Here is a 26,071-nt window from a genome sequence, read left to right on the forward strand (position 1 = left end):
CCGGGTCAACACCAACTCCCCCACCAGATTCATCAACTTGTCCAGCAGATCCACATCCACCCGGATCGACTGATCCGCAACACTCCGCTTCGACAGCCCCTCCTCGGCCGGCGCCTCCCCACCCGGGACCGGGCCGGCCTTCCTCACCGGCGGCTTCACCCCGGACGGCGGCGCCGCGGCGGCAGCGGGCGCCGACGCGGCGGCGGGCACAGCGGCGGGCACGGCAGCGGCGGCAGCGGGAGCAGCCGGCGCGGGGGCGGGAGCAGGGGCGGCGGGGGTCGGGGCAGGGGCGGCCTCGACGACGACCACCGGCTCGACCACCACGACCTCGACGGCCGACGTCGGGTCGACGACGGTGCCCGACACGGCCGGCGGCGCGGCGGGCACGGCGTCAGGCGCGGGGGCGGCGGCAGCGGGAGCGGGAGCGGGAGCGGCGGCAGCGGGAGCGGGCGCCGACCCGTCGGTGATGCAGGCGTTCACCGCGGCGATCACGCCCGAGTCGTCGCCCTCGAGCTCCTGCCCGTGCTCCTCGATCTCCGACAGCAGCCCGCGGACCGTGTCGACCATCCGCAGCAGCGCGTCGGTCGTCGACGGCGTCATGCCCTGCGCGCCGTCGCGCAGCCGGGACAGCAGCGACTCGCCGACGTGGGTCACCTTCTCCAAGCGGTTGAACGCCAGGAAACCCGAGGTGCCCTTGATCGTGTGGATGGTGCGGAAGATCGACGACAGCAGCTCCCGCGATCCCGGTGCCGCTTCGAGCGCCACCAGGTCCCGGTCCAGCTGGTCCAGGTTCTCGTGTGACTCGACGAGAAACTCCTGAACGATGTCACCCAAGTCGCTCACGGCCAGGCTCCCTTCAGCCCTCACCGGGACAAACCACGCGTCGGGCCACGGCCCGGCGAAGTACCCGGAACCGGCCGAACTCACAGGGACAATCGGCACGTTCGGGTGCCGGTCAAGGAGATTCGTAGCGTTACGGTAAGCGGACCGTCACGTAGGGTATTGCAGCTCTGCCGGGCGTGGACCGTCCACCGGATCGCGGCGCACCAGGGTGGCCTGCCGGATCAGCCGGCGCGACGTGCTGAGCTTCGGCTCGCAGGTGACGAGGGTGAGCAGCGGCCCGGCGCCGGGCGCGGGCGGCGCGAGCACCTCACTCTGCTCCGGCCGCACCACGCGCGCCTCGACGACCCGGTAGACGAGCCAGGTGTCGCGGGTCTCGACCACGACCGGCGCGCTGACCTCCAACTCGCCGAGGTCCCAGAAGACGCCCGGGTAGCGGTGCCCGGCGATGCCCGCGTTGCCGGTCTCGCCGAACGCCGCGGTGCCGGGGATGTGGCCGGGGCCGAGCATGAGGTGCGCGTCGTCGGACCCTTCGACCACGAAGAGCTTCAACCGCAGCGTCGGTACGTGCAGCACCGCCACCGGACCGGCATCGCCGCGCGGCTCGCCCGCGAGCGCCATCGGAGCCGGCGGGCGCCGCCCGGCGGCTCCCGCGGCGGCGGCCACGGCCGCGTCGGACCGCCGGGCCGGTGAGGCCCACTCGGCGGCGAGCCGCTCCTGCGCGGCATGGACGGCGCGGACCCGACCCCACCAGCTCCAGGCCGTCACGCCCCCGGCGACCACGCCGGAGGCGAGCAGCAGGACGGCCGCGAACAGGAGCAGGCGGGTCGTCCGGTCGCCACGCCTGCCGGTATCCACAAAAAGGACTATAGGCCGCGCAATTAGGGCAGAAAGCGCTTCGCTCGCCATTCGCACCCAAGGGTGCAACCTGCCCGCACCCCGGTATCCTGCTGAATGGAAGTGTGAGGATCTGGCTGTGGTTCTTGGCGTGCGCCGCCGTGGCGTCCGCCGTGGCCGCCGCCGCGCACCCGGAAGGCTTCGGCGTGTTCTGGGTCGCGGTGCAGGCCGCCTGCTTCGGCGCCGCCGTGGCCGGGCTGCGCCGGCACCGGCCGGACCCCGCCGCCGTGTACTGGCTGCTGGTCGCCGGCGTCGGCACCTCCACCGTCACGACCGCCGTCATGACCGCCGTGCCCACGCTGTCGCCGGACGCCGAGGCGGGCTACCTGCTGTGCTACCCGCTGACCGGCGTCGCGCTGTGGCTGCTCGCCCGCCGCCTGCGGCCGTGGTCCTCGACGCGGCTGCTCGACGCCGCCATCGCGCTCATCGGCATGGCGCAGCCGGCGTGGGCGTTCGTGCTGTACCCGCTGCTGTCCCGGGCCGGCCTCGACCAGGTGTCCACCGCCGGCATCACCGGCCTCGCCGTCTGTGACCTGCTGGTCGTGTCGATGCTGCTGCGGGTCGCGTTCGCGGTCCGCCCCGGTGTCGCGTCCGGCCTGCTCATCGCCTCAACCGCGGCGATGCTCCTCACCGATGCCTGTTACGTCGTCATGTACGTGTGGGGCCGCGGCGGCGCGGTCGTCAGCTCCGTGACCTCCGTCGGATGGCTCACGTGGAGCTTCCTGCTCGCCGCGGCGTGCCTGCACCCCGGCATCCGCGACGTGGGCGGGAGCGCCCGCACCACCGACGAGAGCGCCACCCCGATCGGCGGCTTCATCGCCCTGGCGGTGCTCGGACCCGCCGTCCTCATCGCCGACATCGCCCTGCACCGCGGCGCCGGCTCGTGGTCGCACGCCCTCGTCCCGGCCGCCCTCACCGCGGTGCTCATGGTGCTGATAATGCTGCGCCTCGGCCGGGCGCTGCGGGAGCGCACCTCCCTGCAGCGGGAGCTGGCGTTCCGCGCCCAGCACGACGTGCTGACCGGGCTGGCCAACCGGGAGGAGTTCCGCACCCGGCTCCAGGCCGGCATCGCCGCCGAGGCCGGCATCGGCCTGCTCATCGTCGACCTCGACGGCTTCAAGGACGTCAACGACACCCTCGGCCACCCCGCCGGCGACGAGCTGCTGCTGCAGGCGACCGCCCGGCTGCGCGCCCTCGCCGGACCCGGCGACCTGGTCGCCCGGCTCGGCGGCGACGAGTTCGCGGTCGTCTCCCCCGACCTGGCCGGCCTCGACGACCTAGCCGCCCGGTGCGTCGCCGACCTGGCGTGCCCGTACCTCGTCGACGGCCGCGAGCTGCGCCTCACCGCCAGCGTCGGCGTCTACTCCGGCTCCCCCGCCAGCACCGGCGAGGCGCTGCAGAACGCCGACCTGGCCCTCTACGCCGCGAAGGACGCCGGCCGCAACCGTGCCGAGCGCTACGACCCGAAGCTGCGCGCCGCCCACCTCGCGCACGCCGCCCTCGCCGACCAGCTCCGCGCCGCGGTCGACGGCACGGTCGCCGGCACGGTCGCCGGCACGGAGGGCTTCGCCGTGCACTACCAACCCGTCGTCGACATCCACACCGGCCGGGTCGCCGCCGTCGAGGCCCTCCTGCGCTTCACCACCCCCGACGGCACGGCCGTCTCGCCGGCCCGGTTCGTGCCCGTCGCCGAGGAGACCGGGCTGATCGGCCGGCTCGGCGCCTGGGTCCTGGAGCGCGCCTGCACCGACGCCCGCGCCTGGCACGCCACGCACGGCATCTCCGTCACCGTCAACGTCTCCGGCCGCCAGCTGCGCGCCCCCTCCTTCGCCGACGACGTCCTCGCCACCCTCAAGCGCACCGGCCTGCCCGGCGCCGCCCTGGTCCTGGAGATCACCGAAACCGTCCTGGTCACCGCCACCGTCGAGGAGACCGAGGCCGTCAGCCGCCGCCTCGCCCGCCTCCGCGCCCACGGCATCCGCATCGCCATCGACGACTTCGGCACCGGCTACTCCTCCCTGGCCTACCTGCGCACCCTCCCCATCGACGTCCTGAAGATCGACCGCGCCTTCGTCTCCCGCGTCGCCGACCGCCAGGAGAAGGCCCTCTTCCGCGCCGTGGTCGAACTGGCCCGCAGCCTGTACCTCCAGCCCGTCGCCGAGGGCGTCGAGACCGACGAGCAGGCCGCCGCACTCCGCGAGCTGGACTGCGGCTACGCCCAGGGCTTCCTCTTCGCCCGCCCCATGCCCGCCCCCGCCCTCCAGACGCTGCTGACCACCCAACTCACCCCCGCCCCCTGAGCCGGGGCGGGCACGCGGACCGGCAACCGCCCACGAGGTGGCCTCCGCGGCGCGGGCCCAGGAGCACGCCGCGTCTACTGTGGACAGAAACTGGCCACGACCGTCGTGGCGTGCTTCGTGCCGAAGGCCGCACAGCCTTGCCGGACGTGCTGCCGTGGGTGGTGTCGGCTGGCAGTGGGTCGTCGTCCGCGGCGTGGTGTGCGGAGGCACGGTGACGCTGGTTCTGATCGGCACCGGCCTGCTCCGCGAGCCGAGAGGCCTGACGCGAGCCGGAAGGTCAGGTCTTGCCGTCCTGTTCCTGGGCGGTCTGCAGGGTGGAGGAGTGTGGGACCCAGTCGGCGAGGTGGACGGGGTGGCCGAGGGTGCGGAGCTTGGCGATGACCTCGGGGTCGTCGTCCACGACGACGGCGATCTGGGACTCGCGGGCCAGGAGGGACAGCTGGGCGGCCTTGAAGTCCTTGGCGGGGCGGCGGTCGCGGGCGGGGCGCATGAAGAGCAGGTCGGCGGGGAGGCCGGCTTGGCGGAGCCAGGCGTCGGTCACCGGGCGCAGGTGCTCGGGGCGGCCGGTGAGCCAGACGAGGACGTGGTCGGCGGCGTGCCGCAGGGCCAGCTCGACGCCCTCGGGGAGGACCGGGTCGCGGTCGGCGGCGGCGAAGAAGCGGGCCCAGTCCTTCGGGCGCTTGTCGAGGTGGCGGAGGCGGTGCCGGACGTCGGCGACCACTCCGTCGATGTCGAACACGGAGATGGCCGCGTCCCGCTGCGCTGGCGTGTCCACCGGGTCATCATGCCCGGCCGGGCGGGACGGCGTCACTTCAGAAACGGGAGACAACAGGAATTTCTGGAATGCCGGTTTCACCCCTGAGGAAGTATGCCAAGCGGACGTTTCCCCAGCTCAACGGGCGTAGTCTTCGGACCGGGCGAGGTAGGCCGCGGCAGAGCGGCCAGCAGGGGACACGGCCCAGCGTGGCGACGGCCCCACCGCGCCGATCGAAGGAGGTGTCCGCTTGATGCGGATCATGTTGGCCGGCCTCCGGGTCGCCCGAGTGGAAGCCTACGACCATGTGGCCGCCTGAGGCCGAGCGGTTCGCGGACCGGACGGCCGCGGGTCGCTTGCTCGGCACCGCCGTCGCCGCGCATCTGCGGCAGCTCGACATGACGCAGGCCCCGCTGGTGCTCGCGCTCCCCCGGGGCGGAGTCCCCGTCGGGTTCGCGGTGGCGGAGACCGTCCACGCCGACTTCGACCTCATGGTCGCCCGGAAGATCGGGCTGCCGTGGCAGTCGGACCACGGGGTGGGCGCGATCGCCGAGAACGGGCCACCGGTGTTCGACCGCGGCGCGCTCGCGTGCGCCGGCCTGACCGTCAGCGACCTCGCGCCCGCGGTACAGCGGGAGCGGGTGGAGCTGCGGCGCCGGCAGGAGCGCTACCGCGGCTCGCGGCCCGCGGCGGAGGTGACCGGACGCGTGGTCATCCTCGTCGACGACGGGCTCGCGACCGGGGTCACCGCGCGTGCGGCGGTCCGGGCGCTGCAGACCCAGAAGCCGGCGCACATCGTGTTCGCGGCGCCGGTGTGTGCCGCGGAGTCGGTCGACCTGCTCGCCGGTGACGTCGACGCGGTCATCGACATCCACTCCCCCCGGGAGTTCCACGCTCTCGGCCTGTACTACACCGACTTCACCCCGGTCGCCGACACGGACGTCGCCGACATCTGCGCCATGGCGTGGGGCGCCGTGAAGGTTCCCACGCCGGTCTGAAGGGCAACGCCCCGATAAACCAGTTCGCCGGAACGATCCGAGGACGCTCTATCCGCCGCCAGTGGGGTTTAACCCACCGGGGGCGGGTAGAGCGTCACCCCATGAGGGCGAGTCTTGCGGCAACCGTCGAGGTCCGCGGCGATGCGACCGTGGTGCACGTCGCCGGGAGCCTGGGCGTGAACACCGCGCCGGTGCTGCGCACCACCGTCCTGGAGTGCCTCGCCACGGAGCCCGCGCTCATCGTGCTCGACGTCGCGGAGCTGCGGACCCATGAGGACGTGGCGCTGACCGTGCTCCCCGCCCTCGCCCAGCACGCCGCGGCCTGGCCCGGCAGCGCGGTCAGCGTGGCGGCCGCCCCCGCGCCGCTGCGGCACGCGCTGGACCGGATGGCGGTCGCGCGGCAGATCCCCCTCTTCGCGACCACCGACGCGGCGATCGCGCACGGCTGCGCCGGGGCGCCCGGCGGTGAGCCGCCCATGATGCGCGTCCGGCTCCAGCCGATGCTCGACGCGACCGCCGCGGCGCGGCACCTGGTGGACCGGGCCTGCCGGCTGTGGGGGGTGGCCCGGCTCGCCGACCTCGCCGAGCTCATCATCACCGAGCTGGTCAGCAACGGGGTGCGGCACGCGGGCACCGAGCTGGAGGTCCGCGTCAGCCTGCGCCGCCACCAGCTGCACCTGTCGGTGCGCGACGGCAGCCACGCCCTGCCCGTCCGCGGCTCGTCCGACGACACCCTCGCCGAGGGGGGCCGCGGGCTGCTCGTGGTCGAGGCGCTCACCCAGCGCTGGGGTTGCACCCCCGTCCCCGACGGCAAGGTCGTCTGGGCGTCGCTGCGGGCGTAAATCCCGCGGCCACAAAGACAAAGGCGACCTCGCGCGCGCAGGAAAGGTCACCCACGACCTCACCCTTTCACATATTCATTGGCAATTCCCCCGTGCGTACAGTGACCGGGAAAGCAATTCCGCCCGGTTCCACGACCGCACGCTCAACCGCGAATCGCTTGCTGCGCAACGCGATGGGATAGGGGGGAGTCTCCACCATGGAGACAATGCCCATATATGAAGACCGATTTGAATCGGCACTTTCACTGGAATCCTGGCGCGAAGGAGACGAGGAGATCCTGCGCCCCTCGGGAGTGCTCGACCACGCGGCGAGCCTCGACCTGCGAATCCAGCTCAACCAGCGGCTCGACGCCGGACGGGTGCACCTGACCGTCGATCTCTCGCGGCTGCGACTGCTGGACTGCGCCGCCGCCGACACGCTGCTGCGCGCGCAGCTGGAGGCCCAGGAACGCGGCGGCGGCCTGCGGACCCCCGGCGCGTCGGACCTGGTGCTGGACGTCCTGGAGATCATCGGGGCGGCGAAACGCCTGCGCGCGTACGACGACCCACCGGTCGGCGCCCCACCACCAGTACACGACGAGGAAGAGCCGCAGAGCCAGTGGACGACCGTCAACGAGCTGCTACGCCAGGCGGCCACGATGGACGTCAAGGACGCCAGGCGCGGTGCGCTGCGGCAGCGGGCCATCGAGCACAGCCTGCCGCTCGCCGACCGGCTGGCCCGCCGGTTCCACGGGATGGGTGAGTCGCCCGCCGACCTCAGCCAGGTCGCCGCGCTCGGGCTGATGAAGGCGATCGACGGCTTCGACCCCGACTACGGCACCGACTTCGGCGGGTACGCGACCCCGACGATCGTCGGGGAGCTGAAGCGGTACTTCCGCGACAAGGGCTGGGGGGTGCACGTGCCCCGGCGGCTCCAGGAGCTGCGGATCGAGATCAACCGGGTGCGGGACACGCTCGGGCAGCGGCTGGGGCGCTCGCCCACGCCGCGGGACGTCGCCGACCACCTCGGTGTCGCCGAGGACCAGATCCTGGAGGCCCTGGTGGCCTCTTCGGCGTACCGCCCGGTGTCGCTGTTCGCGCCGCTCGGCGGGGACGACGACGCGGGCACGCTCGCCGACGTGCTCGGCGACGACGACCGCGACATCGACGGCGTCGAGTTCCGCCAGGCGGTGAAGCCGCTGATCGCCCGCCTGCCGGAGCGGGAGCGGCGGATCCTGTCGCTGCGCTTCTACGGCAACCGTACCCAGGCGCAGATCGCCGCCGACCTCGGCATCTCGCAGATGCACGTGTCGCGGTTGCTGTCTCGAACCCTGGAAGGATTACGCCGGGCCCTGCTGGACGGTTGAGATCTCGACGCGCCGGGTAGGAGGCGGCGTGTCTGAAGGGGGAATCGTGACGGAGCTCCACACGGTGGAGATCGCCGCCGTCCTGCGCCAGCTCACCGCGCGCCTGATCGCCAGCGACGACCTCGACGAGGCCCTGGAGGACCTCGTCGAGACCGCTGCCGACCTGGTGGACGGGGCGTCGTGGTGTGCGGTCACGCTGGTGCGGGCCGGGGGGCCGTCGACCGCCGCGGCGTCGCCGGAACTGCCGGCCGAGCTCCACGACAGCCAGTACCACAGCGGCACCGGCCCGTCGATGGAGGCGATCCGCACCCGTGACCTCATCGTCAGCGCCGACCTGTCGTCGGACGATCGCTGGCCGGGGTGGCGCGAGCACGCGCTCTCGGCCGGCGTGCACGGTGTGCTGACCGTTCCTGTCGACATCGACGAGCAGGTCATCGGGGCCTTGACGGTGTACGCGGCCCAGCCCGGCCGCTTCACCCCCGACGCGGGGCTGACGGCGATGCTCATCGCCGAGCACGCCGGTCTCCTGCTCGCCGCGGTCCTCGACCGGGGCCGGCAGGCCGATCTGCACGCCGAGCTGACCGAGGCCCTGGCCGACGGCGAGACCGTCAACCGGGCCATCGGGATCATGATGGTGCAGCGGGCCTGCTCGTCGGAGGCGGCCCTGGAGGTGCTGCACGGCACCGCGAGCCGGCTCGGGCTGCCGCTCGCCACGGTCGCGCAGCGCCTGGTCGAGACGGTCGAGCGCCGCGCGACGGTGGCCTGAACCCGGTGAACATACGGCCGCACCGGCCCGCCATCCTTGGCGACACCGGTGCGGCCGAGTTCGTGCTGGTTCAGACGGTGAGGGTCCAGCTGTTCAGGTAGCCGGTGTTGCCCTTGTACGAGTCGCGCACCCGCAGCTTCCAGGTGCCGTTCTTCAGGCGGCTCGACAGGTTCACGGTGTAGGCGGCGTCGAGGTTCTTCGCCTTGTCCTTCGAGTTCGCGGCCTTGAGACGCTTGACCGAGCCGTTCGGCGCGATCAGCTCGACCACCAGGTCGCCGCGCTTGGCGTGCACGACGTGCACCTCGACGCGGGCCTTCGCCGACGCCTTGCCGGCGCAGCCGCTGACCACGACGGCGGTGGTGACGGTCCCGCGGTCGCGGATCGTCACGTCGGCCGCGTTGGTCCGCACGTTGCACGGCGCGACCGGGGCGGGCGCGGCGACCACCGCGACCGGGGGCTGGGTCACGGGCTGCTGGGTGACGGGTGCCGGTCCGGCCACGGCCGGCGCCTGCAGCAGCCGGTTCGGCGAGCCGGTGCCCGGGTTGCCGACGACGTTCGCCACCGACGAGGCCAGCAGCGCGCTCTGCACCTGCGCCGGGGTCGCCGACGGGAACGCCGACAGGTACATCGCCGCGGCGCCGGTCACGTGCGGCGACGCCATCGAGGTGCCGCTCATGATCGCGGAGCCGGTGTCGCCGCTGTTGCTGGCCGAGGTGATCGCGACGCCGGGCGCGAACAGGTCGACGCAGGCGCCGTAGTTGGAGAACGAGGCCCGGTTGTCGCTCGAGTCGGTCGCGCCGACCGTGATCGCCTCGCCGGTGCGGGCGGGGGAGACACCGCAGGCGTCGACGTTCTCGTTGCCGGCGGCGAGCACGTACGTGACGCCGGAGGCGATCGAGTTGCGCACCGCCTGGTCGAGCGCGGGGCTGATGCTGCCGCCGAGGCTCATGTTGACGACCGCGGGCTTCTGCGCGTTGGCGGTCACCCAGTCGATCCCGGCGATGATCCCGGAGTAGCTGCCGGAGCCGTTGCAGTCCAGGACCCGGACGCTGACGATGTTCACGGCCTTCGCGACGCCGTAGGTGCTGCCGCCGACCGTGCCCGCGACGTGGGTGCCGTGGCCGTGGCAGTCGCTCGCGTCGGTGTCGTTGTCGACGAAGTCGTAGCCGGAGCGGGCCCGGCCGCCGAACTCGCCGTGCGTCAGGCGGACGCCGGTGTCCAGCACGTACGCGGTGACGTTGGCGGCGCTGCCCTGGTAGGTGTAGGTGCCGTCGAGCGGGCGGTTCGCCTGGTCGATGCGGTCCAGCCCCCACGGCGCGCCGGCCTGGCTGCCTTCCAGCGAGACGGTGCGGTCCTGCTGCACGTACTCGACGAGCGGGTTGGCGGCGAGCCGCTTGGCGCCGCGCTCCGTCAGCTGCGCCGAGAAGCCCTTCAGCGTGCTGCCGAAGGAGCGCTTGACCTGCCCGCCGAAGCGGTCGGCGAGCCGGCTGGCGCTGCTGGCCGTGTCGCTCGCCGCGACCGTGTCCTTGAGGACGACGATGTACCGGTCGCGGATCGCCCCCGGCTTGCCGGCGTCGCGGATCTGCCCCTCGGCCGGGGCGGCCAGCGCCGGCGTGCCGGCGGCCACGACACCGGCGACTGCGGCAGCGGCGACGAAGGTGGCGCGCAGGGTGCTTCGCATCTGGCAGGACCCTCCCGAACTGGTGACGTGCTTGCTTCACCAAGGTTCGGGAGCGGCCGGTGCGGCACCGGTTCGCCGCGGGTTGCCGTGCGGTTGCTCAGTGCGAGAGGCAGTTGATGGTGGCCAGGAGGCTGTTGAGGGGACGGCCGTGGGTGAGCTTCGTGTCGGCCAGGGACAGCCCGTGCACCGACGTGGCGTGCGGCGCGTTGGCGCTGTAGAACACCACGGGCAGGTCCGCGGTCGCCTGGTGGCCGCGGAACAGGTCGAGCAGCTCGTCGCCGTCGACCCGCGGCAGGTGCAGGTCGAGCACGGCGACGTCGAAGTGCGGCTGGTCCGCCGCGACGTCGAGCGCCTCCTGCGGCGTGGCGGCGGTGATCACGTGGTGACCCCCGATCTGCAACCGGATCGCGGTGGTCTCGCGGATGTCCGCGTCGTCGTCGACGAGCAGCACTCGTGCCATGGCAGCAGGGTTCCCTTCCCGGCGGATCACAACCGTCCCATCGGTTGCCTCATCGGTCAGGGGACCCCGCCACGTGAACCAACTCGCGTCAGGAGCTCGACCGGCGGCGGCGCATCACGATCACGATCACCACGATGGCGATGATCACCACGACGCCGCAGCAGCAGGCGCCGATGAGGCCGCCGCCGCTGGTCTTCACCTTCGGCTTCTTCTTCGCCAGCTCGCCGGTGACTTCGAGCACCGACGGGTGGAGGTAGCTGACGACGTACGCGAACAGAGCGGTCATCCCGTCAAGGTAACCGGTCCTGTCACGCTCGAATCCAGGCTGTGGTGTCGGGTGGCAGACTCCCGTCCGCGGCCAGGTCGCCGCTGGCGAGCAGGACCTCACCCGGCGGCAGCGGGGCGGGCACCCGCCCGAAGTTCGTGATCACCCGGATCCCGCCGTTGCGGAAGTCGACCAGGTCGTCCGCCGTGTTCCACTCGAGGACGCCGCGGCCCAGCTCGTACGAGCGACGCAACCGCAACGCCTCGGTGTAGAGCGACAGGGTCGAGCCCGGCACGCCGCGCTGGGCGTCGGCGGCGAAGCGGCCCCAGTCGGCGGGCTGCGGCAGCCACGACGCGGCCGTCGGCCCGAAGCCGAACGACGGCGCGTCCGCCTCCCACGGCACCGGCACCCGGCAGCCGTCGCGGCCCCGGACCTCGTGCTTGGAGCGGAACCAGGTCGGGTCCTGCCGCTCGTCGTCGGGCAGCGTCGTGTGTTCCGGCAGGCCGAGCTCCTCGCCCTGGTACACGTAGGCGGAGCCGGGCAGCGACAGCATCAGCATCGTGGCGGCGCGGGCCCGGCGCAGGCCGAGCGCCTCGTCGGGCTGCGGGTCGCCGACGCCGATGCCGCCCTGCGTGCTGTACCCCGGCTCGAAGCCGAGGCGGGACGCGTGCCGCACCACGTCGTGGTTGGACAGCACCCAGGTGCAGACGGCGCCGACGGGGGCGACGCCCGCGATCGACTCGGTGATCGCGGCGCGCTGGTCGGCGGCGGTCCACGGGGCCATCAGGTAGTTGAAGTTGAACGCCTGGTGCATCTCGTCGGGGCGGATGTAGCGGGCCATCCGCTCCGCCGGCGACACCCACGCCTCGCCGACCATGATCCGGTCGCCGTCGTAGGAGTCCAGGACCCGCCGCCACTCGCGGTAGATGTCGTGGACGCCGTCCTGGTCCCACATCGGCGGGGTGCGGTGCTCGGCGCCCGGGCTGGTGATCGGCACCTGCGCCTCGGTCCAGTCGGGCAGGCCGCTCTCCTTGATCAGCCCGTGCGCGACGTCGACGCGGAAGCCGTCGACGCCCCGGTCGAGCCAGAACCGCAGCACGTCGACGAACATCTGCCGGACCTCGGGCAGGTCCCAGTTGAGGTCGGGCTGGCTGGTGTCGAACAGGTGCAGGTACCACTCGCCGTCGGGGACGCGGGTCCAGGCGGGGCCGCCGAAGACGCTCTGCCAGCCGTTGGGCGGCAGCTCGCCGTCGGGGCCCAGGCCCTTGCGGAAGTGGTACCGCTCCCTCGCCTGGCTTCCCGGGCCCGCGGCGAGGGCCTCCTGGAACCACACGTGCTCGCTGGAGGTGTGGTTGGGCACCAGGTCGACCACGACCCGCAGGTTGCGGGCCTTCGCCGCGACGACCAGCGCGTCGAAGTCCGCCAGGGTGCCGAACCGGGGGTCGACGTCGCGGTAGTCGGCGACGTCGTACCCCGCGTCGTGCTGCGGCGAGGGGTAGAACGGCGACATCCACAGCGCGTCGACACCCAGCTCGGCGAGGTGGTCGAGGCGCGACGTGATGCCGCGGAGGTCCCCCATGCCGTCGCCGTCCGCGTCCGCGAACGAGCGTGGGTAGACCTGATAGATCACGGCATCGCGCCACCAGACCAGCGAACTCACCCCTTGACTCCTCCGGCCAGCAGGCCGCGTACGAAATATCTCTGCAGCGACAGGAACACGATGATCGGGATGACCATCGAGACGAACGCCCCGGAGGTCAGCCGCTGCCAGTCGTTGCCCCGGGTGCCGGCCAGCTCGGCGAGCCGCACCGTCAGCGGACGGGTGTCCGGCCCGGACGTGAACACCAGGCCCACCAGTAGATCATTCCAGATCCACAGGAACTGGAAGATCGTGAGGGAGGCGAGCGCCGGCGTGATGAGCGGCAGCACGACGCGCCGGAACGTCATCGCCGGGCCGGCACCGTCGACCCGGGCCGCCTCGAACAGGTCCTTCGGCAGCTCCGACATGAAGTTGTGCAGCAGGAACACGCCGAGCGGCAGGCCGAAGCAGGTGTGCGCGAACCACACGGCGAAGAAGCCGCCGCCCCACTTGGTGTAGTCGCCCAGCAGCTGCAGCAGCGGGATGAGCGCCATCTGCAGTGGCACGATCTGCAGCGTGAACACGCCGACGAAGATCCAGTCCCGGCCGCGGAAGTTGAGCCAGGACAGCGCGTAGGCGGCCATCGCCGCCAGGCTGACCGAGAACACCACGGCCGGCACGGTGATGACCAGCGAGTTGATGAAGTAGCTGGCCAGCCGGCCGGAGCTCGCCGAGGTGCCGAAGACGACCTCGTTGTAGTTCTCCAGGGTCAGGCTGGGGTTGCTGAAGAACTTCCACCAGCCCGTGGTCTTGATGTCCTCCTCGGGCCGCAGCGACGAGACGAACAGCCCGAACGTCGGGATCGTCCAGACGATCGCGATCACGATCGCCACGGCGCTGGCCACGCGGGAGGTCAACTTGCGGCGGACCCGGGCGGCCATCGTGTCCTCGCCGCCGTGCCCGCTCCTGGGCAGGGGGCCGGTCTCGGCCTTCCTCAGGTTCGCGGCCTGGTTCGTGGCTTTGTTCTTGTCCTCGTTCTTGTCGAGGGAAACGTCGCTCATCGGATCTCCGCTCGCTTCCGCAGCTGCCGGACCTGGTAGGCGACGACCGGCACGACGAGCAGGAACAGCACGACGGCGAGCGCGGCACCGCGCCCCTCACCGCTGGGGTCGTCACTGAGCCGGAAGGCCTGGTTGTACATCTCGAAGGCGAGCACGCTGCTCTTGAAGTTGCCGTTGGTCGACGTCCGGACGATGTCGAAGACCTTCAGCGTGGCGATGGTGATGGTGATGGTGACCACCACGACCGCCGGCCGGATGCTCGGCATCGTGACCTTCCAGAACATCTGCCACGGGTTGGCGCCGTCGAGCCTGGCCGCCTCGACGATCTCGGCCGGGATCGCCTTGATCGCGGCGGACAGGATGACCATCGCGAAGCCCGCCTGGATCCAGATCATCATGACGATCATGTAGAACGTGTTGCTCGGCGAGCTGGTGAGGAACTGCTGGGGTTCCATGCCGAACCACACGAGGATCTGGTTCAGCAGGCCGATCTGCTCCTGGTCCGCCTCGCGGAACGCGTAGATGAACTTCCAGATGATCGTGGCGCCGACGAGCGAGATCGCCATCGGCATGAAGATGAGCGACTTGGCGATGCCCTCGCCGCGGGCCTTGTCGACCAGCACGGCGTAGATCAGGCCGAACGCGGTCGCGAGCAGCGGCACGCACACCACCCAGAACAGGGTGTTGCGCAGCATGATCAGTGTGTCGTCGTTGGTGACGATCCAGCTGTAGTTGTCCAGCCCCACGAAGGAACCGCGGGAGTTGTTGTAGAACGACAGCGTGACCGTGCGGACCAGCGGGTAGAGCAGCCCGACACCGAGCAGGACGAGCGCCGGGCCGAGGAAGCCCAGCATCTGCAGCCGTTCCTTGCCCTTCCCCCATCTGGGCAGGATGTCGAGCACGAACAGCAGTCCGCCGACCACCGCGACGAAGGCGCCGATGAACAGCAGAGCCGGCCAGATCTTGGCGATGTCTTCGGAGAAGTCATATTCCATGGGGGTGTCCTCCGACCGGCCGGCACCGGCGCCGCTGCGCTGGCTTCCGCCTACGCCTGCGAGCGCCGGTGCCGGACCTCAGTTCACTACTTGGGCCAGGTGCTTTCGATGTAGTCCAGCGTCGCCTTGGTGTCCTTGGTGCCGTTGATCCAGTCGGTCATGCCGGTCCAGAAGGACTTCGAGCCGACCGCGGCGGGCATCAGGTCCGAGCCGTCGAACCGGGCCACGGTGGCCGGGTCCTGCAGGATCTTCACCGACAGCTGGTCGATCGTGCCCTTGACCAGGCTGACGTCCAGGTTCTTGTTGGCCGAGATCCAGTCACCGAGCTTGGCCTTGCTGTTGGCCCACTCGGCGGAGGCGAGGTAGGTCTGCACCTTGACGACCTCTTCGCGGTCGGAGAAGGCGGAGACGAACTCACCGGCGACCAGGACCGGCTTGCCCTTGGCGGGGTCCACGGCCGGGAAGTAGAAGGCGAACACGTCGCCGTCCTCGGCCACGTTCGTGCCCTTCGCCCACTGGTTGGAGTAGAAGTTGGCCTGGCGGTGCAGACCGCACTTCTTGTCCTTGACCGGCAGGCCACCCTCCTGGAAGGAGGTGGTCACGATGGTCTTCGGGTTGCCCACGTACTTGGGGTTCTTCAGGATCGACGCGGTCCGCTCGGCGGCCGAGACGATGCGCGGGTCGTTGAACGGGATCGTGTGGTTGACCCACTGGTCGTACACGTCCGGACCCTGGTCGCGCAGGACGATGTCCTCGATCCAGTCGGTGGCCGGCCAGCCGGTCGCGTCACCGGACTCGATGCCCGCGCACCACGCCTTGATGCCGGTCGCCGCGATGTCGTCGGAGAGCTTGATCATCTCATCCCACGTGGTGGGGATCTTGTAGCCCTTCTCCTTGAACAGCTGCGGCGAGTACCACACCAGCGACTTCACGTTCGCGCCCAGCGGCACGCCGTAGACCTTGCCGTTGACGGTGGCGTACTTGGCCCAGTCCTTCGACCAGTTCTTGTCGAGGTTGGCCTTCACCGGCGCGGGCAGCTCCTTGAGCTGGTTCTTCGTCGCGAACGAGGCCAGCAGGCCCGGCTGCGGGAAGACCGCGATGTCCGGCGGCTGACCTCCGTCGGCGCGCACCTTGATCTGGGTCTCGAACTCGCCGGACCCCTCATAGTCGATCTTGATGTTGGTGCACTCTTCGAACTGCTTCCACGAATCCGTCAGCTTGGTGGCCTCGGCGTCGCGGATCGTCGCATAGATCGAGACGGTCTTCTTCTTGTCGACCTTGTATTGCGCGTAGGGCGCGCACTCGGGCTTGTCGGCGTTGGATGTGCCGGTGTCGCCGGCATCGTCGCCACAAGCGGCGGCGATGAGTGCCAGCGCGGCCACACCGGCGAGCGCGAACGCCCGACGCCGCCTCGAAAGGACAGCCATGGTTAGCCTCCTTTGGCTAGACCCGGTCCGGGCGAACAGCTCCGCCCACGTACCGGTGTGCTGTGTCCCTCGGATGTAAGCGTTTGCAAGGTCGGTTTGTCGAGCCCTTCGGGACTATTGATCGATAACGAGTTAGCAACACGGTGGACACATTGCCTTTGCCGTCAGTGTTGCTAGCCTCCCCGTGTGGCCGACGTTCCCGTGCCCGTGAGCATGGAGGACGTGGCCCGGCTGGCCGGGGTCTCCACCGCCACCGTGTCACGCACCCTCCGAGGGCTGCCCAACGTCTCCGACGAGACGCGCGACCGCGTGCTGCACGCCGCGGCGTCGCTGTCGTACGTCGTCTCACCGATCGCCTCCCGCCTCGCCAGCGGCCGCACCCACACCGTCGGGGTGATCGTCCCGTACGCCGCCCGCTGGTTCTTCGGGCAGATCGTCGCCGGCGCCGAGTCCGTGCTGCGCGAGCACGACCTCGACCTGCTGCTGTACAACCTCGGCGACGTCGCGGCCCGGCAACGCTTCTTCGGCCAGCTCCCGCTGCGCCGCCGCGTCGACGCCGTCCTCGTGGTCGCCATGCAGTTCAGCGACCCCGAGATCGCCGACCTGCGCAGCCTCGGCGTCCCGATCGTCGCCGTCGGCCACGACGTGCCCGGCGCCGGCTGCGTCCGCATCGACGACGTCGCCGCCGCCTCCTCCGCCATCCAGCACCTCCTCGGCCTCGGCCACCGCCGCATCGGCATGATCTCCACCTACGCCGACCAGGCGATGTTTCTTCCCGTGGCGCACGAGCGCCGCCGCGCCTACCTCGACACCCTCACCGCCGCCGGCCTGCCCGTCTGCGAGGAGCTCGTCATGTCCGTCCCGCACGGCCTCGACGGCGGCGAACAGGCCATGCGCCGCCTCCTCGCCCTCCCCGACCCACCCACCGCCGTCTTCGCCGAGTCGGACGAACTGGCCTTCGGCGCCCTCTCGGCCCTGCGCCGCACCGGTCGCCACGTCTCGGTCATCGGCTTCGACGACCACGAGCTGAGCGCCCTGCTCGACCTCACCACCGTCCGCCAGCGCGTCTTCGAGCAGGGCGTCCTCGCCGCAGGCATGCTCCGCCGCGCCATGACCGTCAGTGACTGGACCCCCGAAGAGCTCCTCATGCCCACCACCCTCGTCCTACGGGCCTCGACCTGGCCTGTTGCGGTTAGGACCGCACGGACCGGGTAGCTCGCGGGCCGTTGGATTTCCTTCGGGAGTACCTCAGGGGGTTAGTGACATGACCGAGATGCCGGTTACCTGGGAGCAGCCGGACGACGAGCTCGAGGACCTGATCGGCCCCGACACCGACCTGTTGGAACAGGAGCCGGAGCAACCTACACCGACGGACTTCTTCTGGGAGGACGACGAGGAGTAACGCAGCGCACAGGCCGGACGGGGGTATCTCGTTTTTGGGGCGCGCGAAGGGCGTGCTAGAGTTTCCTCCGTTCAGCCAGGCGCCGCTAGCTCAACTGGCAGAGCAGCAGACTCTTAATCTGCGGGTTGTAGGTTCAAGTCCTACGCGGCGTACAGCACCAAAGGCCCAGGCCACGGCACTCCTGCCGGACCTGGGCTTTTCGCATTGCGGAGCCGTGCGGCCACCGGCCCGGCGGCCACCAGGCCCCGCCACCGCGGTGCGCGAACCGGACCGCTGTGGCCCCGGCGCTCGGACACCGGCGGGCTTGACCCCGACTCCAGGGTGTCACCGCCCCTGCGACGTGACCGAGCCTCCGCCGACGAATGAGGTAAGGCTGTGCGGCCTTCAGCACGAAGCTTGTCGCGCCTGCGCGCAATGGGCCCACGGCAGCCCTTCGACCGCTCACGCCCACGACGGGCGCATCGCTCGGTGGACCGCAGGTGTCGGGTTCACCGTGCGCCTCGCCGACACTGACGTTCCTTGGCCGTGTCGCGACGGACCTCATTCACGGACACGTCGAGGAACTGGCGATGGTCGTCAGCAGCGCGGCGTCGACGGCCGCGCTCGTAGTGAAATACCCCGTTGCGGGTGACGGTCGGACGTCCCGACTCGAAGCAGAAACCCGTATCCGATCGCTTGCCGGTTCGACCAACTTCGGCCTTCGGCTGGTTGACGATTTCCTCAAGGACGTGGCGAATCAGCATGTCCTCAATACCGGCGCCAAGATCCTTCGAAGCGAGCTCAGGACAGCGTTCAAGTTCGTTCGGAACGAGTTCGCTCACAACGTCGTATCTGAGCATGAGCCACGGCCGAGCCTGCGGAAGAGCCGAGGCTAGGCAGCGACCGCGGGGAACACCACGAGCGATCCGTCGCCGCTTCGTTCGATCTCGATCGCGACGTCGGCCTGGTGGGTTCCCGCGTTGAGGCCACCGCCCAGGTCGCGCAGGCGATACGCGGCTTTGAGCAGGTCGTCGACCTCGCCCGGCGTGAACATGATGCTCAGGAAACCGCCGTAACGCTTCAACTCGAGCGTCGACAGTCGCAGCAGGACCGAGTCGATGCCTGACTCCAACTCGTCGACACGGCGCTCGTCGTCCTGCAATGTCCCGATGAAACTCTTGAACGGGTTGTCCGTGCCCACCAGTTGAGCGTGTTCAACTGCCTGCAGCACGAGCACCCGGCGTTTGAGAGCGATGGCGAGCCGGGCAAGCTCCAGGTGCGCGCGGAACAAGCCGCCCTCCTTGTCGACACCGGGGAATGATTTCGTCACTGCCCCGATCTCGACAGGTCCGTCGGGCAGAGCGGCCAGGGCGTCCTGCCATTTCATGAGCCGGCGCCTGGTTCGTTCGATCGCCGTGCTGATCGCGTACGACGCGGAATCCAGTCCTAACGACAGGCCGATCCTGCCCTGGTCAAGGAGAATCGACGTCGCCTTTTCGATCGCGTCACGGCAACCGTCCAGCTCGCTGCGTTCCCTCTCCAGGTTGTCCTCGTGCAACTGCTCCAAGAGGTCGGTGATTCGCTCGATCGCTTGCTGGCGTTGGTGATCAGCGTAGGCGCTGACGCCGACCGCGACGGCCATCAGCACGAGCGGCGCGGCCACGGTCAACGCTCCGGCGCCGGCAGCGGCCACGCCAGCCGTGGTGGCCGAGCCGGTCGCAGCACCTGCCACAGCGGCCTTGCCGGCAACGGGGACGAACGTGGGATGGGCCACGATGCCGGTGGAGTCGACCAGCGCGCCGCGAATACCTCCTGCAATTGACTTCGCTGCCATGGGCCTTACAAGGCCCTTACCCATCTGTGCGGCAACCTTGGCGGGCACCACCATTCGGTAGAGCACGTCACCAGTGGTGGCGACATTCAGCGTCGGTGGCGCTGACTTCGCTGACTGAGTCACGAGCTGCGACAACTGCTGAGCGAGTGGACTGGCCGAGTGCAGCGGAATTCCACCGGTCCGATCGCGCCTGGTCGACATCGGATGCGCTTCCAGCGTGGCGATGGGGGAATCCGCGAGTGTCGCCAGGGCCGTTCGCAATTCTGCGAGCCGGGCCGGTGTCATACCCTCGCCGCCCAGCACGTCCGGCACGCTCACGGCCTCCGTGGCGAGCGCCCATACCGGCAGGACATTGTCGTCAGTGGTCACGTCTCGCCCCTCCCCGAACCGACGTCCACCCTAGGTGGTGGTGACGACCCGACAACAGACCTGAGGCCGCGGACGGTCCACAGCAGCAGGACCGCCCCGGGGGTTGGGATATGGGCCGGGGCGGTCCTGCGGGTGGGGGGAAGGTCAGGCCTGTGCCGCGAGCGTGATCGAGCCGAGCAGCGCGGCGTCCTGGGCGAAGTCGGACAGGACCACCTCGGGTGGGTACGGCAGCGCGTGGGAGAGCCTGTCGGTCAGCAGCTCGCGCACCAGGTCGTCGCGGGCGACGCCGCCGACGAGCACGAGGCGCTGCGGGTCGAGCAGCAGGCAGCACGTGACGACGTGGCGGGCCAGCTCGTCGACGCGGGAGACCAGTGCGTCGCGGACCACGCCGGGCCGGGCCGCGGCCGCGCAGAGGCCGGCCGCGCCGTCGGGCAGGGCGAGCCGGTCCGCCAGCTCGTCGAGGGCCCGGCCGGAGAAGTCGGTCTCGAGCAGCGGCTCGGGCGACGCGGGCCAGTCCGGGCCGGTGACGGCGTACGCGATCTCGCCGGCCGCGCCGCGGTAACCGGGCACGACGGCGCCGTTGACCGTGATGGCGGTGGCGACGCCCGTGCCCAGGCCGATGACGAGGCCGGGGTCGGCGTCCCGCAGCGCTCCCCGGTGCAGTTCGGCGAGGGCCGCGGCGTTGAGGTCGTTGGCGACGCTGACGCGGGTGACGCCGAGGTGGTCGCGGACGGCCTCGGCCAGGCGCAGGCGCTCCCAGCCGGGCACGTTCGGCGCGAGGTCGATGCCGTCCTCACGGATCACGCCGGGCGAGGCGATCCCGACCGCGTGCAGGGTGCCGCCGGTGTCGGTGACGAGCTTCTGTGCCAGGTCGAGGGCGCGGTCGAGGGCCTGCCGCGCCCCGCGGGCGGCCAGCGTCGGCAGGCGCTCCGAGACGAGCAGGCGTCCGTCGGCGTCGCCGATCCCGATCGCCATCTTCGTGCCGCCGAAGTCGATGCCCAACAGCCGCCGGTCGGCAGGGGCTTCGAGGTTCACTGTGCGGCCCTTTCCGCGACCACGGCCGCGAGCTTCGTGTCGGCCTCGCGCAGCCGGTGCCGCAGCGCGTCGACCTCGGCGAGCGTCGCGTCCAGGTGGGATCGGAGCCGGGCGACCTGGGCCCGGACGGCGGCCTCGCCCGGGCCGTCGGACTGGGCGCGGCGCAGCACCAGCTCCGGCAGCAGGGCCGCGGCGCGGAGGTCCTGCACGGCGGCGTCGCCGAGCGGGTCGATCCCGGCGACGTCGCGCGCCGCCTCCCGTATGCCGTCGTCGGTCCAGGTCGCGGGCGGTCCGGAGCGGACCAGGCGGCCGATGACCGAGTGGGCGGCGCGGAACGGCAGGCCGTGCCGGGTCAGCGCGTCGGCCGCGGCGGTCGTGGTCGCCCCGGTCGCGACGATCGTCTCGGCGTTCGGCGGCCGCAACGGCTCCAGCCGCTCGAACAGGCCGCCGAGCAGGGCGAAGAACCGGTACGCGCGGTCGTTGCTCTCCCACAGCCGCACCTGCACGTCGGTGGTGGCGTTGTTGGAGTCCTCCCACCACGCCGCGCCGACGTTGTTGAACACGGACGCGGCGTCGGCGGCCGTCGCGCCGGCCATCGAGACCAGGTGCTCCAGCACGACCGGGTTGCGCTTCTGCGGCATGATGCTGCTGCCCTGCGTGAACTCCTCAGGGGTGCGCACCCATTCCCAGGTCAGCCAGTCCATGAGCGTGCGGGCCACGCGCGCCCCGGTGGCGGTCGCCTGCGCGTTGAGCGCGCCCGTCCGCATGAGGTGGTCGGCGCCGGCGACCGCCTCGTACGAGTTGACCACCACCTCGTCGAAGCCGAGCAGCTCGGCCACGCGGTGGGGGTCGATCGCCAGGTCCGTGCCCGCGAAGGCGCAGGAGCCGAGCGGCGACCGGTTCATCTCGGCGAGCAGGCTCGCGTAGGCGGCGGCCTGGCCCGCGAGGGCCTCGGCGTATCCGGCGAGCACGTGCCCGATGGTGGTCGGCTGGGCGGGGCGGCGGTGGGTGTACCCGACCACGACCACGTCGGCGTACCGGTCGGCGCGGTCCAGCAGCACGGTGCCCGCGTCGCCGAGCGCGGCGATCACGCCGAGCAGCTGGTCGCGCAGGACCATCCGGAACACGCCCGAGTCCAGGTCGTTGCGGCTGCGGGCGAGCTGGACGCTGAGCTGCCCGGTCGGGATGCCGCATGCCTCGGCGAGCCGCTTCTCCAGCGTGAAGTACGTGTCCTCGACCGAGCCGTCGTACTCGAACGTCCCGGGCCGGTCGTCGCGGAGCTTGACCAGCCCGCGCAGCATCTGCGCCGCCGCGTCGGCGGGGACGAGGCCCTGCTCGGCGAGCATCACCACGTGCGCCTCGCTGGCCTTCACCATCGGCCCGTAGAGGTAGGCGGCGTGGTGGTCGAAGACGACGCGGAGGTGGTGCTGCTGGTAGGTGGTCAACGGCTGGTGCGTCATGCGTTCCCCTCGTGTCGTTGTGGTGCCGGATCGGCGCCGGGCGGGCCGGGCAGCGGCGCTGCGACCCAGGCCCGCGCGACTTCTCCGAGCCGGACGGCGGCCGTCTCGCGCACCCGCCGGCCGGCCGCCTCGGTGGCCAGCGAGACGTGGCCGGACCAGCCCTGCCACGGCTCGGGTCGCGACTCGACCAGGACGTACGGATAGGCGGTCGGCAGCTTCGGCCGGGGCGGCAGGTCGGGCGCGGCGCCCGGGTGCACCGCCTCCGGGTCGAACCCGAGCACGGCGGACGTCTCGTAGGCGCCGCCGTGTCCGCGCGAGGGCAGCTCGCCGAACAGCTCGGTCGTCTCGCGGGCGTCGACGAGCTGGAACCAGTTGACCAGCAGCAGGCTCGCCCGCCGCCGGCCGGACACCCATTCCATCGCCGCCCGCACCGTGGACATGTTGGCGTCGTGCCCGTTGACCACGAGCACCCGCGGGAAGCCCGCGGCGACGATGCCGTCGAGCACGTCGCACAGGTATCCGACGGCGATCTCGGGCCGCACGGCGATGGTGCCGGGCCACGGCCGCGTCTGTCCCGGGCACGCCGCGTACGGCACGGCCGGGAACGACACGGCCCGCAGCCCGGCGCCGGCGACCTCGCCCGCGAACCCGTCGGCCAGGATCAGGTCGGTGCCGAGCGGCAGGTGCGGCCCGTGCCACTCGACCGCGCCGACGGGCAGGACCGCGAAGTCGGCCGCCGCGGCGACGCGCGCCAGTTCGTGCCCGGGCAGCCGGCTCACCGGGAGGAGCCCGCCGTCCGCCTGCCAGGCCTCGATCAGTTCGTCCATTGTTCCGCCTGTCGTGCCGCGGCCCGGCCGCCGCCGTTCTCCAGCCGGCTGGAGAACCACATCACCACGAAGATCAGCACCACCTGCAGCATGCCGTACGCGGCGGCCGTGCCGATCTCGAAGGAGTACATGCGGTTGTTGATGGCCACCGAGATCGGGACGGTCGAGGAGGTGTAGATGAGCACCGACGCGACGAACTCGCCCACACCGTGCACGAACGCCAGCAGCGCGCCGACGATGACGCCCGGCAGCATGAGCCGCACCGTGATGTTGAGGAAGGCCCGGAACCACGACGCGCCGAGGTTGCGCGCGGCCTCCTCCAGCGACGGGTCGATCAGCGCCAGGGACGCGGAGCTGGCCCGGAACACCAGCGGCAGGAACCGCACGAAGTACGCCAGCGGCAGGATCCAGAAGGTGCCGATCAGCGCCTGCCCGAAGCTGAACGAGTTGCCGGTGCTGAACGCCGAGATCAGGTTGATCGCCACGACGGTGCCGGGCAGCGCCCATGCGATCATGACGCCGATGTCGAGCAGGCTCCTGCCGACGAAGCGCAGCCGGCGCACCGCGTAGGCGATCAGCACGCCGATCACGATGCACCCGGCGGTGGCGAGCAGGCTCATCTGCAGCGAGTTCAGGATCGGCTGGAACGCCTTCGGCTCGGACACGATCGTGACGAAGTTGTCGACGGAGTACGCGGACGGGATGATCTCCGTCGTCCACGACCCGTCCTCGGAGAACGCCACCAGCGCGATCGTCGCGACCGGGGCCAGCAGCACGATCGCCGCCAGCACGGAGGCGACCGGCGCGAGCCAGCGCCCGACCGGGTTGGAGATCTCCCGGCGCCGCGCGGAGATGCCCTTCGACTGCGACAGGTAGCTGCGCCGCCCCTCGTACCAGCGCATCAGCAGCAGGAAGGCGATCGACACCAGGCCGAGCGCCGACGCGTACGTCGAGGCCATCGGCAGGTCGCCGTTGGTGCGGTTGATGTAGATCTGCATCGTCATGGTCTGGTCGACGCCGAACAGCAGCGGCGCCGTGTAGGACGCCAGCGACGTCATGAAGACCAGCAGCGACGCGGAGACCATCGCGGGGGTCAGCATCGGCAGCAGCACCGTGCGCCAGACCCGGACGCGTCCGGCGCCCAGGTTGTACGCGGCCTCCTCGATCGACGGGTCCAGTCCCGCCAGCGCGGCCGACGCGGCCAGGTAGAAGAAGGGGTACATGGTGAAGGTGTGCACGACGAGCACCCCGGCGATGCCGTCGAACGCGAGCACCGGCGACTCGGTCCCGAACAGGTGCTGCAGGCCGCGGGGCAGGATGCCGATCTCGCTGTACAGCAGCTGGAACGAGATCGCCCCGATCAGCGGCGGCAGTGCGGCCGGCACCAGGATGAACGCCTCGATGAGGCGGCGACCGGGGAAGGAGAACCGCTTGAGCAGGAACGCCATCGCGACACCGACGACGCCGCACAGCACCACGCTGGCCACCGAGATGGCCAGCGACGTGATCAGGGAGGTGCGCGCGACGCCGGCCGAGGTGAAGAACTGCGTGTAGTTGCTGACGCCGTCCTCGCTGACGCTCTCCACGAACGTGGCGAGCATCGGCTGCACCACGTAGCCCCAGAGGATCAGGACGAGCGGGGCCACCATCAGGTACGGGAACCAGGCCGCGTTCGCGCCACCGGCCAGGCGCCGGGCCAGCGCGACCCGGCGGGACGGGACGGCGGACGACGCCGCGGTCACGGCCGGACCACCCACAGCCGCTCGGCGGTGAGCCGCAGGCCGATCCGGTCGCCGACGTCGACGCGGCCGGGCACGTCGACCGCCGCGACGGTCACCTCGCCGCCCTCGGCGGCGCCGATGTCGACCGTCAGGTGCGTGGCCATGCCGGTGAACTCGAGGGCGGTCACGCGTCCGCGGATCACGCCGGGGTCGTCGGGGCCGGCCAGCGCGATGTGCTCGGGCCGGGCGGAGACCAGCGCGGTGTCGCCGGTGCGCAGCCCGTGCCCGTCCGGCGCGCCGGACGCGATGGTGCCGGCGCCGCCGGGCAGCGCGACCTCGACCGTGGTGGTGTCGGCGGCGGTGACGGGCAGCGACAGCACGTTGCTGCGGCCGATGAAACGCGCGACGAACGCGGTGGCCGGCTGGTGGTACACCTCGCGCGGCGAGCCGATCTGCTGCACGCGGCCGGCCTGCATCACGGCGATGCGGTCCGACATGGCCATCGCCTCGGCCTGGTCGTGGGTCACGTAGATGGACGTGGTGCCGGCGTCGCGCTGGATGCGCCGGATCTCGGTGCGGGTCTCCTCGCGCAGCTTCGCGTCCAGGTTGGACAGTGGCTCGTCGAGCAGGAGCATGCGCGGGCGGATCACCAGCGCGCGGGCCAGCGCGACGCGCTGCTGCTGCCCGCCGGAGAGCTGCTCGATCCGGCGCGACCCGTATCCGTCGAGGTGGACCTGGGCCAGCGCCTCGTTCACCCGCCGGCTCGACTCGGCCCGCGACACCTTGCGCACCTTGAGCCCGTAGGCGACGTTCTGCGCCACGGTCATGTGCGGGAAGAGCGCGTAGTTCTGGAACACCATGCCGGTGTCGCGCTTGTTGGGGGCGAGCCGGGTGACGTCCTGCCCGCCGAAGCGGATGTGCCCCTGGGTGGGGAAGTAGAACCCGGCCACCATCCGCAGCGTGGTCGTCTTGCCGCACCCGCTCGGTCCCAGGAGCGTGAAGAACTCCCCCGCACCGATGGTGAGGTTCACGTCGTCGACCGCGGCGGCCTCGCCCGACCGGGAGAAGCGTTTGCTCACCGACTCCAACTCGACGTCGATCATCTTTCCCTCTCTGCGCTGCCATCGATGCCTGGACGGTCAGCAGACTTGAAGCGTCCGGGGGGCCGGGGGGCCGCCCCCCCCCCCCCCCCCCCCCCCGCCGGGGCGGCCACTTAAATTTTTTTTTGTTGTG

The 26,071-nt window shown here is 71.2% G+C and carries 24 protein-coding genes and 1 tRNA gene; 8 read left to right on the forward strand and 17 right to left on the reverse strand.

All coding sequences use genetic code 11. The features are described from left to right. Together AB0I21_RS53585 and AB0I21_RS53590 are read right to left on the reverse strand one after the other, a co-directional pair. A partial coding sequence (locus AB0I21_RS53585) for an Hpt domain-containing protein (RefSeq protein WP_360573177.1) occupies positions 1-843 on the reverse strand: 843 nt, incomplete at its 3' end. 147 nt (positions 844-990) lie between these two features. After that, positions 991-1,698, reverse strand: a complete 708-nt coding sequence (locus AB0I21_RS53590; protein ID WP_360573179.1) for a class E sortase — start codon at positions 1,696-1,698, stop codon at positions 991-993. 104 nt (positions 1,699-1,802) lie between these two features. Here AB0I21_RS53590 and AB0I21_RS53595 point away from each other — a divergent pair, with 104 nt between their 5' ends. Further along, the gene (locus tag AB0I21_RS53595; protein ID WP_360573181.1) at positions 1,803-4,037 is read left to right on the forward strand and encodes a bifunctional diguanylate cyclase/phosphodiesterase; all 2,235 of its coding nucleotides are present in this window, start codon (positions 1,803-1,805) and stop codon (positions 4,035-4,037) included. A gap of 277 nt (positions 4,038-4,314) precedes the next feature. On the opposite strand, the gene AB0I21_RS53600 is transcribed toward AB0I21_RS53595, so the two are convergent. Continuing rightward, on the reverse strand, positions 4,315-4,812 hold the full coding sequence (locus AB0I21_RS53600) for a hypothetical protein (protein WP_360573183.1): 498 nt from the start codon (positions 4,810-4,812) through the stop codon (positions 4,315-4,317). Positions 4,813-5,096: 284 nt separating this feature from the next. Here AB0I21_RS53600 and AB0I21_RS53605 point away from each other — a divergent pair, with 284 nt between their 5' ends. The 4 genes from AB0I21_RS53605 to AB0I21_RS53620 all read left to right on the forward strand — a co-directional run bounded on the left by AB0I21_RS53605 (position 5,097) and on the right by AB0I21_RS53620 (position 8,743). After that, positions 5,097-5,789 (forward strand): phosphoribosyltransferase family protein, encoded by a 693-nt coding sequence (locus AB0I21_RS53605; protein ID WP_360573185.1) that lies wholly within the window; start codon positions 5,097-5,099, stop codon positions 5,787-5,789. A gap of 101 nt (positions 5,790-5,890) precedes the next feature. Continuing rightward, complete coding sequence (locus AB0I21_RS53610) at positions 5,891-6,631, forward strand: ATP-binding protein (RefSeq protein WP_360573187.1); 741 nt, start codon at positions 5,891-5,893, stop codon at positions 6,629-6,631. Positions 6,632-6,837: 206 nt separating this feature from the next. Then, positions 6,838-7,977 carry a SigB/SigF/SigG family RNA polymerase sigma factor gene (locus tag AB0I21_RS53615; protein ID WP_344512419.1) on the forward strand — a complete coding sequence of 380 codons (1,140 nt, stop codon included), beginning with the start codon at positions 6,838-6,840 and terminating at the stop codon, positions 7,975-7,977. A gap of 46 nt (positions 7,978-8,023) precedes the next feature. After that, positions 8,024-8,743: a GAF and ANTAR domain-containing protein gene (locus tag AB0I21_RS53620; RefSeq protein WP_344512421.1), complete on the forward strand. Its 720-nt coding sequence runs from the start codon at positions 8,024-8,026 to the stop codon at positions 8,741-8,743. 70 nt (positions 8,744-8,813) lie between these two features. Here AB0I21_RS53620 and AB0I21_RS53625 read toward each other — a convergent pair whose 3' ends face one another. The 7 genes from AB0I21_RS53625 to AB0I21_RS53655 form a co-directional block, all read right to left on the reverse strand. Continuing rightward, complete coding sequence (locus tag AB0I21_RS53625; protein ID WP_360573189.1) at positions 8,814-10,424, reverse strand: S8 family serine peptidase; 1,611 nt, start codon at positions 10,422-10,424, stop codon at positions 8,814-8,816. A 97-nt stretch (positions 10,425-10,521) separates the two neighbouring features. Continuing rightward, a complete protein-coding gene (locus AB0I21_RS53630) occupies positions 10,522-10,884 on the reverse strand; it encodes a response regulator (RefSeq protein WP_360573191.1) in 363 nt (120 codons plus the stop codon). A gap of 88 nt (positions 10,885-10,972) precedes the next feature. Beyond that, the gene (locus AB0I21_RS53635; RefSeq protein ID WP_344512427.1) at positions 10,973-11,170 is read right to left on the reverse strand and encodes a hypothetical protein; all 198 of its coding nucleotides are present in this window, start codon (positions 11,168-11,170) and stop codon (positions 10,973-10,975) included. Between the two features lie 22 nt (positions 11,171-11,192). Beyond that, positions 11,193-12,809 (reverse strand): glycoside hydrolase family 13 protein, encoded by a 1,617-nt coding sequence (locus AB0I21_RS53640; RefSeq protein WP_360573194.1) that lies wholly within the window; start codon positions 12,807-12,809, stop codon positions 11,193-11,195. Continuing rightward, a complete protein-coding gene (locus AB0I21_RS53645) occupies positions 12,806-13,669 on the reverse strand; it encodes a carbohydrate ABC transporter permease (protein ID WP_344512447.1) in 864 nt (287 codons plus the stop codon). Before AB0I21_RS53645 ends, AB0I21_RS53640 begins: the two co-directional genes overlap by 4 nt. A gap of 116 nt (positions 13,670-13,785) precedes the next feature. After that, positions 13,786-14,784: a sugar ABC transporter permease gene (locus AB0I21_RS53650; protein WP_360573196.1), complete on the reverse strand. Its 999-nt coding sequence runs from the start codon at positions 14,782-14,784 to the stop codon at positions 13,786-13,788. Between the two features lie 86 nt (positions 14,785-14,870). Continuing rightward, positions 14,871-16,211, reverse strand: a complete 1,341-nt coding sequence (locus AB0I21_RS53655; RefSeq protein WP_360573198.1) for an ABC transporter substrate-binding protein — start codon at positions 16,209-16,211, stop codon at positions 14,871-14,873. 186 nt (positions 16,212-16,397) lie between these two features. On the opposite strand from AB0I21_RS53655, the gene AB0I21_RS53660 reads away from it, so the two are divergent. The 3 genes from AB0I21_RS53660 to AB0I21_RS53670 all read left to right on the forward strand — a co-directional run bounded on the left by AB0I21_RS53660 (position 16,398) and on the right by AB0I21_RS53670 (position 17,765). Next, positions 16,398-17,426, forward strand: a complete 1,029-nt coding sequence (locus tag AB0I21_RS53660) for a LacI family DNA-binding transcriptional regulator (RefSeq protein WP_360573200.1) — start codon at positions 16,398-16,400, stop codon at positions 17,424-17,426. Between the two features lie 49 nt (positions 17,427-17,475). Then, complete coding sequence (locus tag AB0I21_RS53665; RefSeq protein ID WP_344512435.1) at positions 17,476-17,613, forward strand: hypothetical protein; 138 nt, start codon at positions 17,476-17,478, stop codon at positions 17,611-17,613. Positions 17,614-17,692: 79 nt separating this feature from the next. Then, a tRNA-Lys gene (locus AB0I21_RS53670) sits at positions 17,693-17,765 on the forward strand. A gap of 336 nt (positions 17,766-18,101) precedes the next feature. On the opposite strand, the gene AB0I21_RS53675 is transcribed toward AB0I21_RS53670, so the two are convergent. The 7 genes from AB0I21_RS53675 to AB0I21_RS53705 all read right to left on the reverse strand — a co-directional run bounded on the left by AB0I21_RS53675 (position 18,102) and on the right by AB0I21_RS53705 (position 25,941). Then, the gene (locus AB0I21_RS53675; protein ID WP_360573202.1) at positions 18,102-18,434 is read right to left on the reverse strand and encodes a hypothetical protein; all 333 of its coding nucleotides are present in this window, start codon (positions 18,432-18,434) and stop codon (positions 18,102-18,104) included. A gap of 50 nt (positions 18,435-18,484) precedes the next feature. Then, complete coding sequence (locus AB0I21_RS53680; RefSeq protein ID WP_360573204.1) at positions 18,485-19,795, reverse strand: hypothetical protein; 1,311 nt, start codon at positions 19,793-19,795, stop codon at positions 18,485-18,487. Positions 19,796-19,939: 144 nt separating this feature from the next. Continuing rightward, positions 19,940-20,830, reverse strand: a complete 891-nt coding sequence (locus AB0I21_RS53685; RefSeq protein ID WP_360573206.1) for an ROK family protein — start codon at positions 20,828-20,830, stop codon at positions 19,940-19,942. Continuing rightward, complete coding sequence (locus tag AB0I21_RS53690) at positions 20,827-22,290, reverse strand: lyase family protein (protein ID WP_360573208.1); 1,464 nt, start codon at positions 22,288-22,290, stop codon at positions 20,827-20,829. The genes AB0I21_RS53685 and AB0I21_RS53690 overlap by 4 nt, the downstream gene beginning before the upstream one ends. After that, positions 22,287-23,117: a creatininase family protein gene (locus AB0I21_RS53695; protein WP_360573210.1), complete on the reverse strand. Its 831-nt coding sequence runs from the start codon at positions 23,115-23,117 to the stop codon at positions 22,287-22,289. The genes AB0I21_RS53690 and AB0I21_RS53695 overlap by 4 nt, the downstream gene beginning before the upstream one ends. After that, positions 23,105-24,859: an iron ABC transporter permease gene (locus AB0I21_RS53700; RefSeq protein ID WP_360573212.1), complete on the reverse strand. Its 1,755-nt coding sequence runs from the start codon at positions 24,857-24,859 to the stop codon at positions 23,105-23,107. The genes AB0I21_RS53695 and AB0I21_RS53700 overlap by 13 nt, the downstream gene beginning before the upstream one ends. Beyond that, positions 24,856-25,941: an ABC transporter ATP-binding protein gene (locus AB0I21_RS53705; RefSeq protein ID WP_360573214.1), complete on the reverse strand. Its 1,086-nt coding sequence runs from the start codon at positions 25,939-25,941 to the stop codon at positions 24,856-24,858. Before AB0I21_RS53705 ends, AB0I21_RS53700 begins: the two co-directional genes overlap by 4 nt. Positions 25,942-26,071: the final 130 nt, after the last annotated feature.

Origin of the sequence: Dactylosporangium sp. NPDC050588 (genome assembly GCF_040654975.1) — a bacterium.
Lineage (GTDB): Bacteria > Actinomycetota > Actinomycetes > Mycobacteriales > Micromonosporaceae > Dactylosporangium > Dactylosporangium maewongense.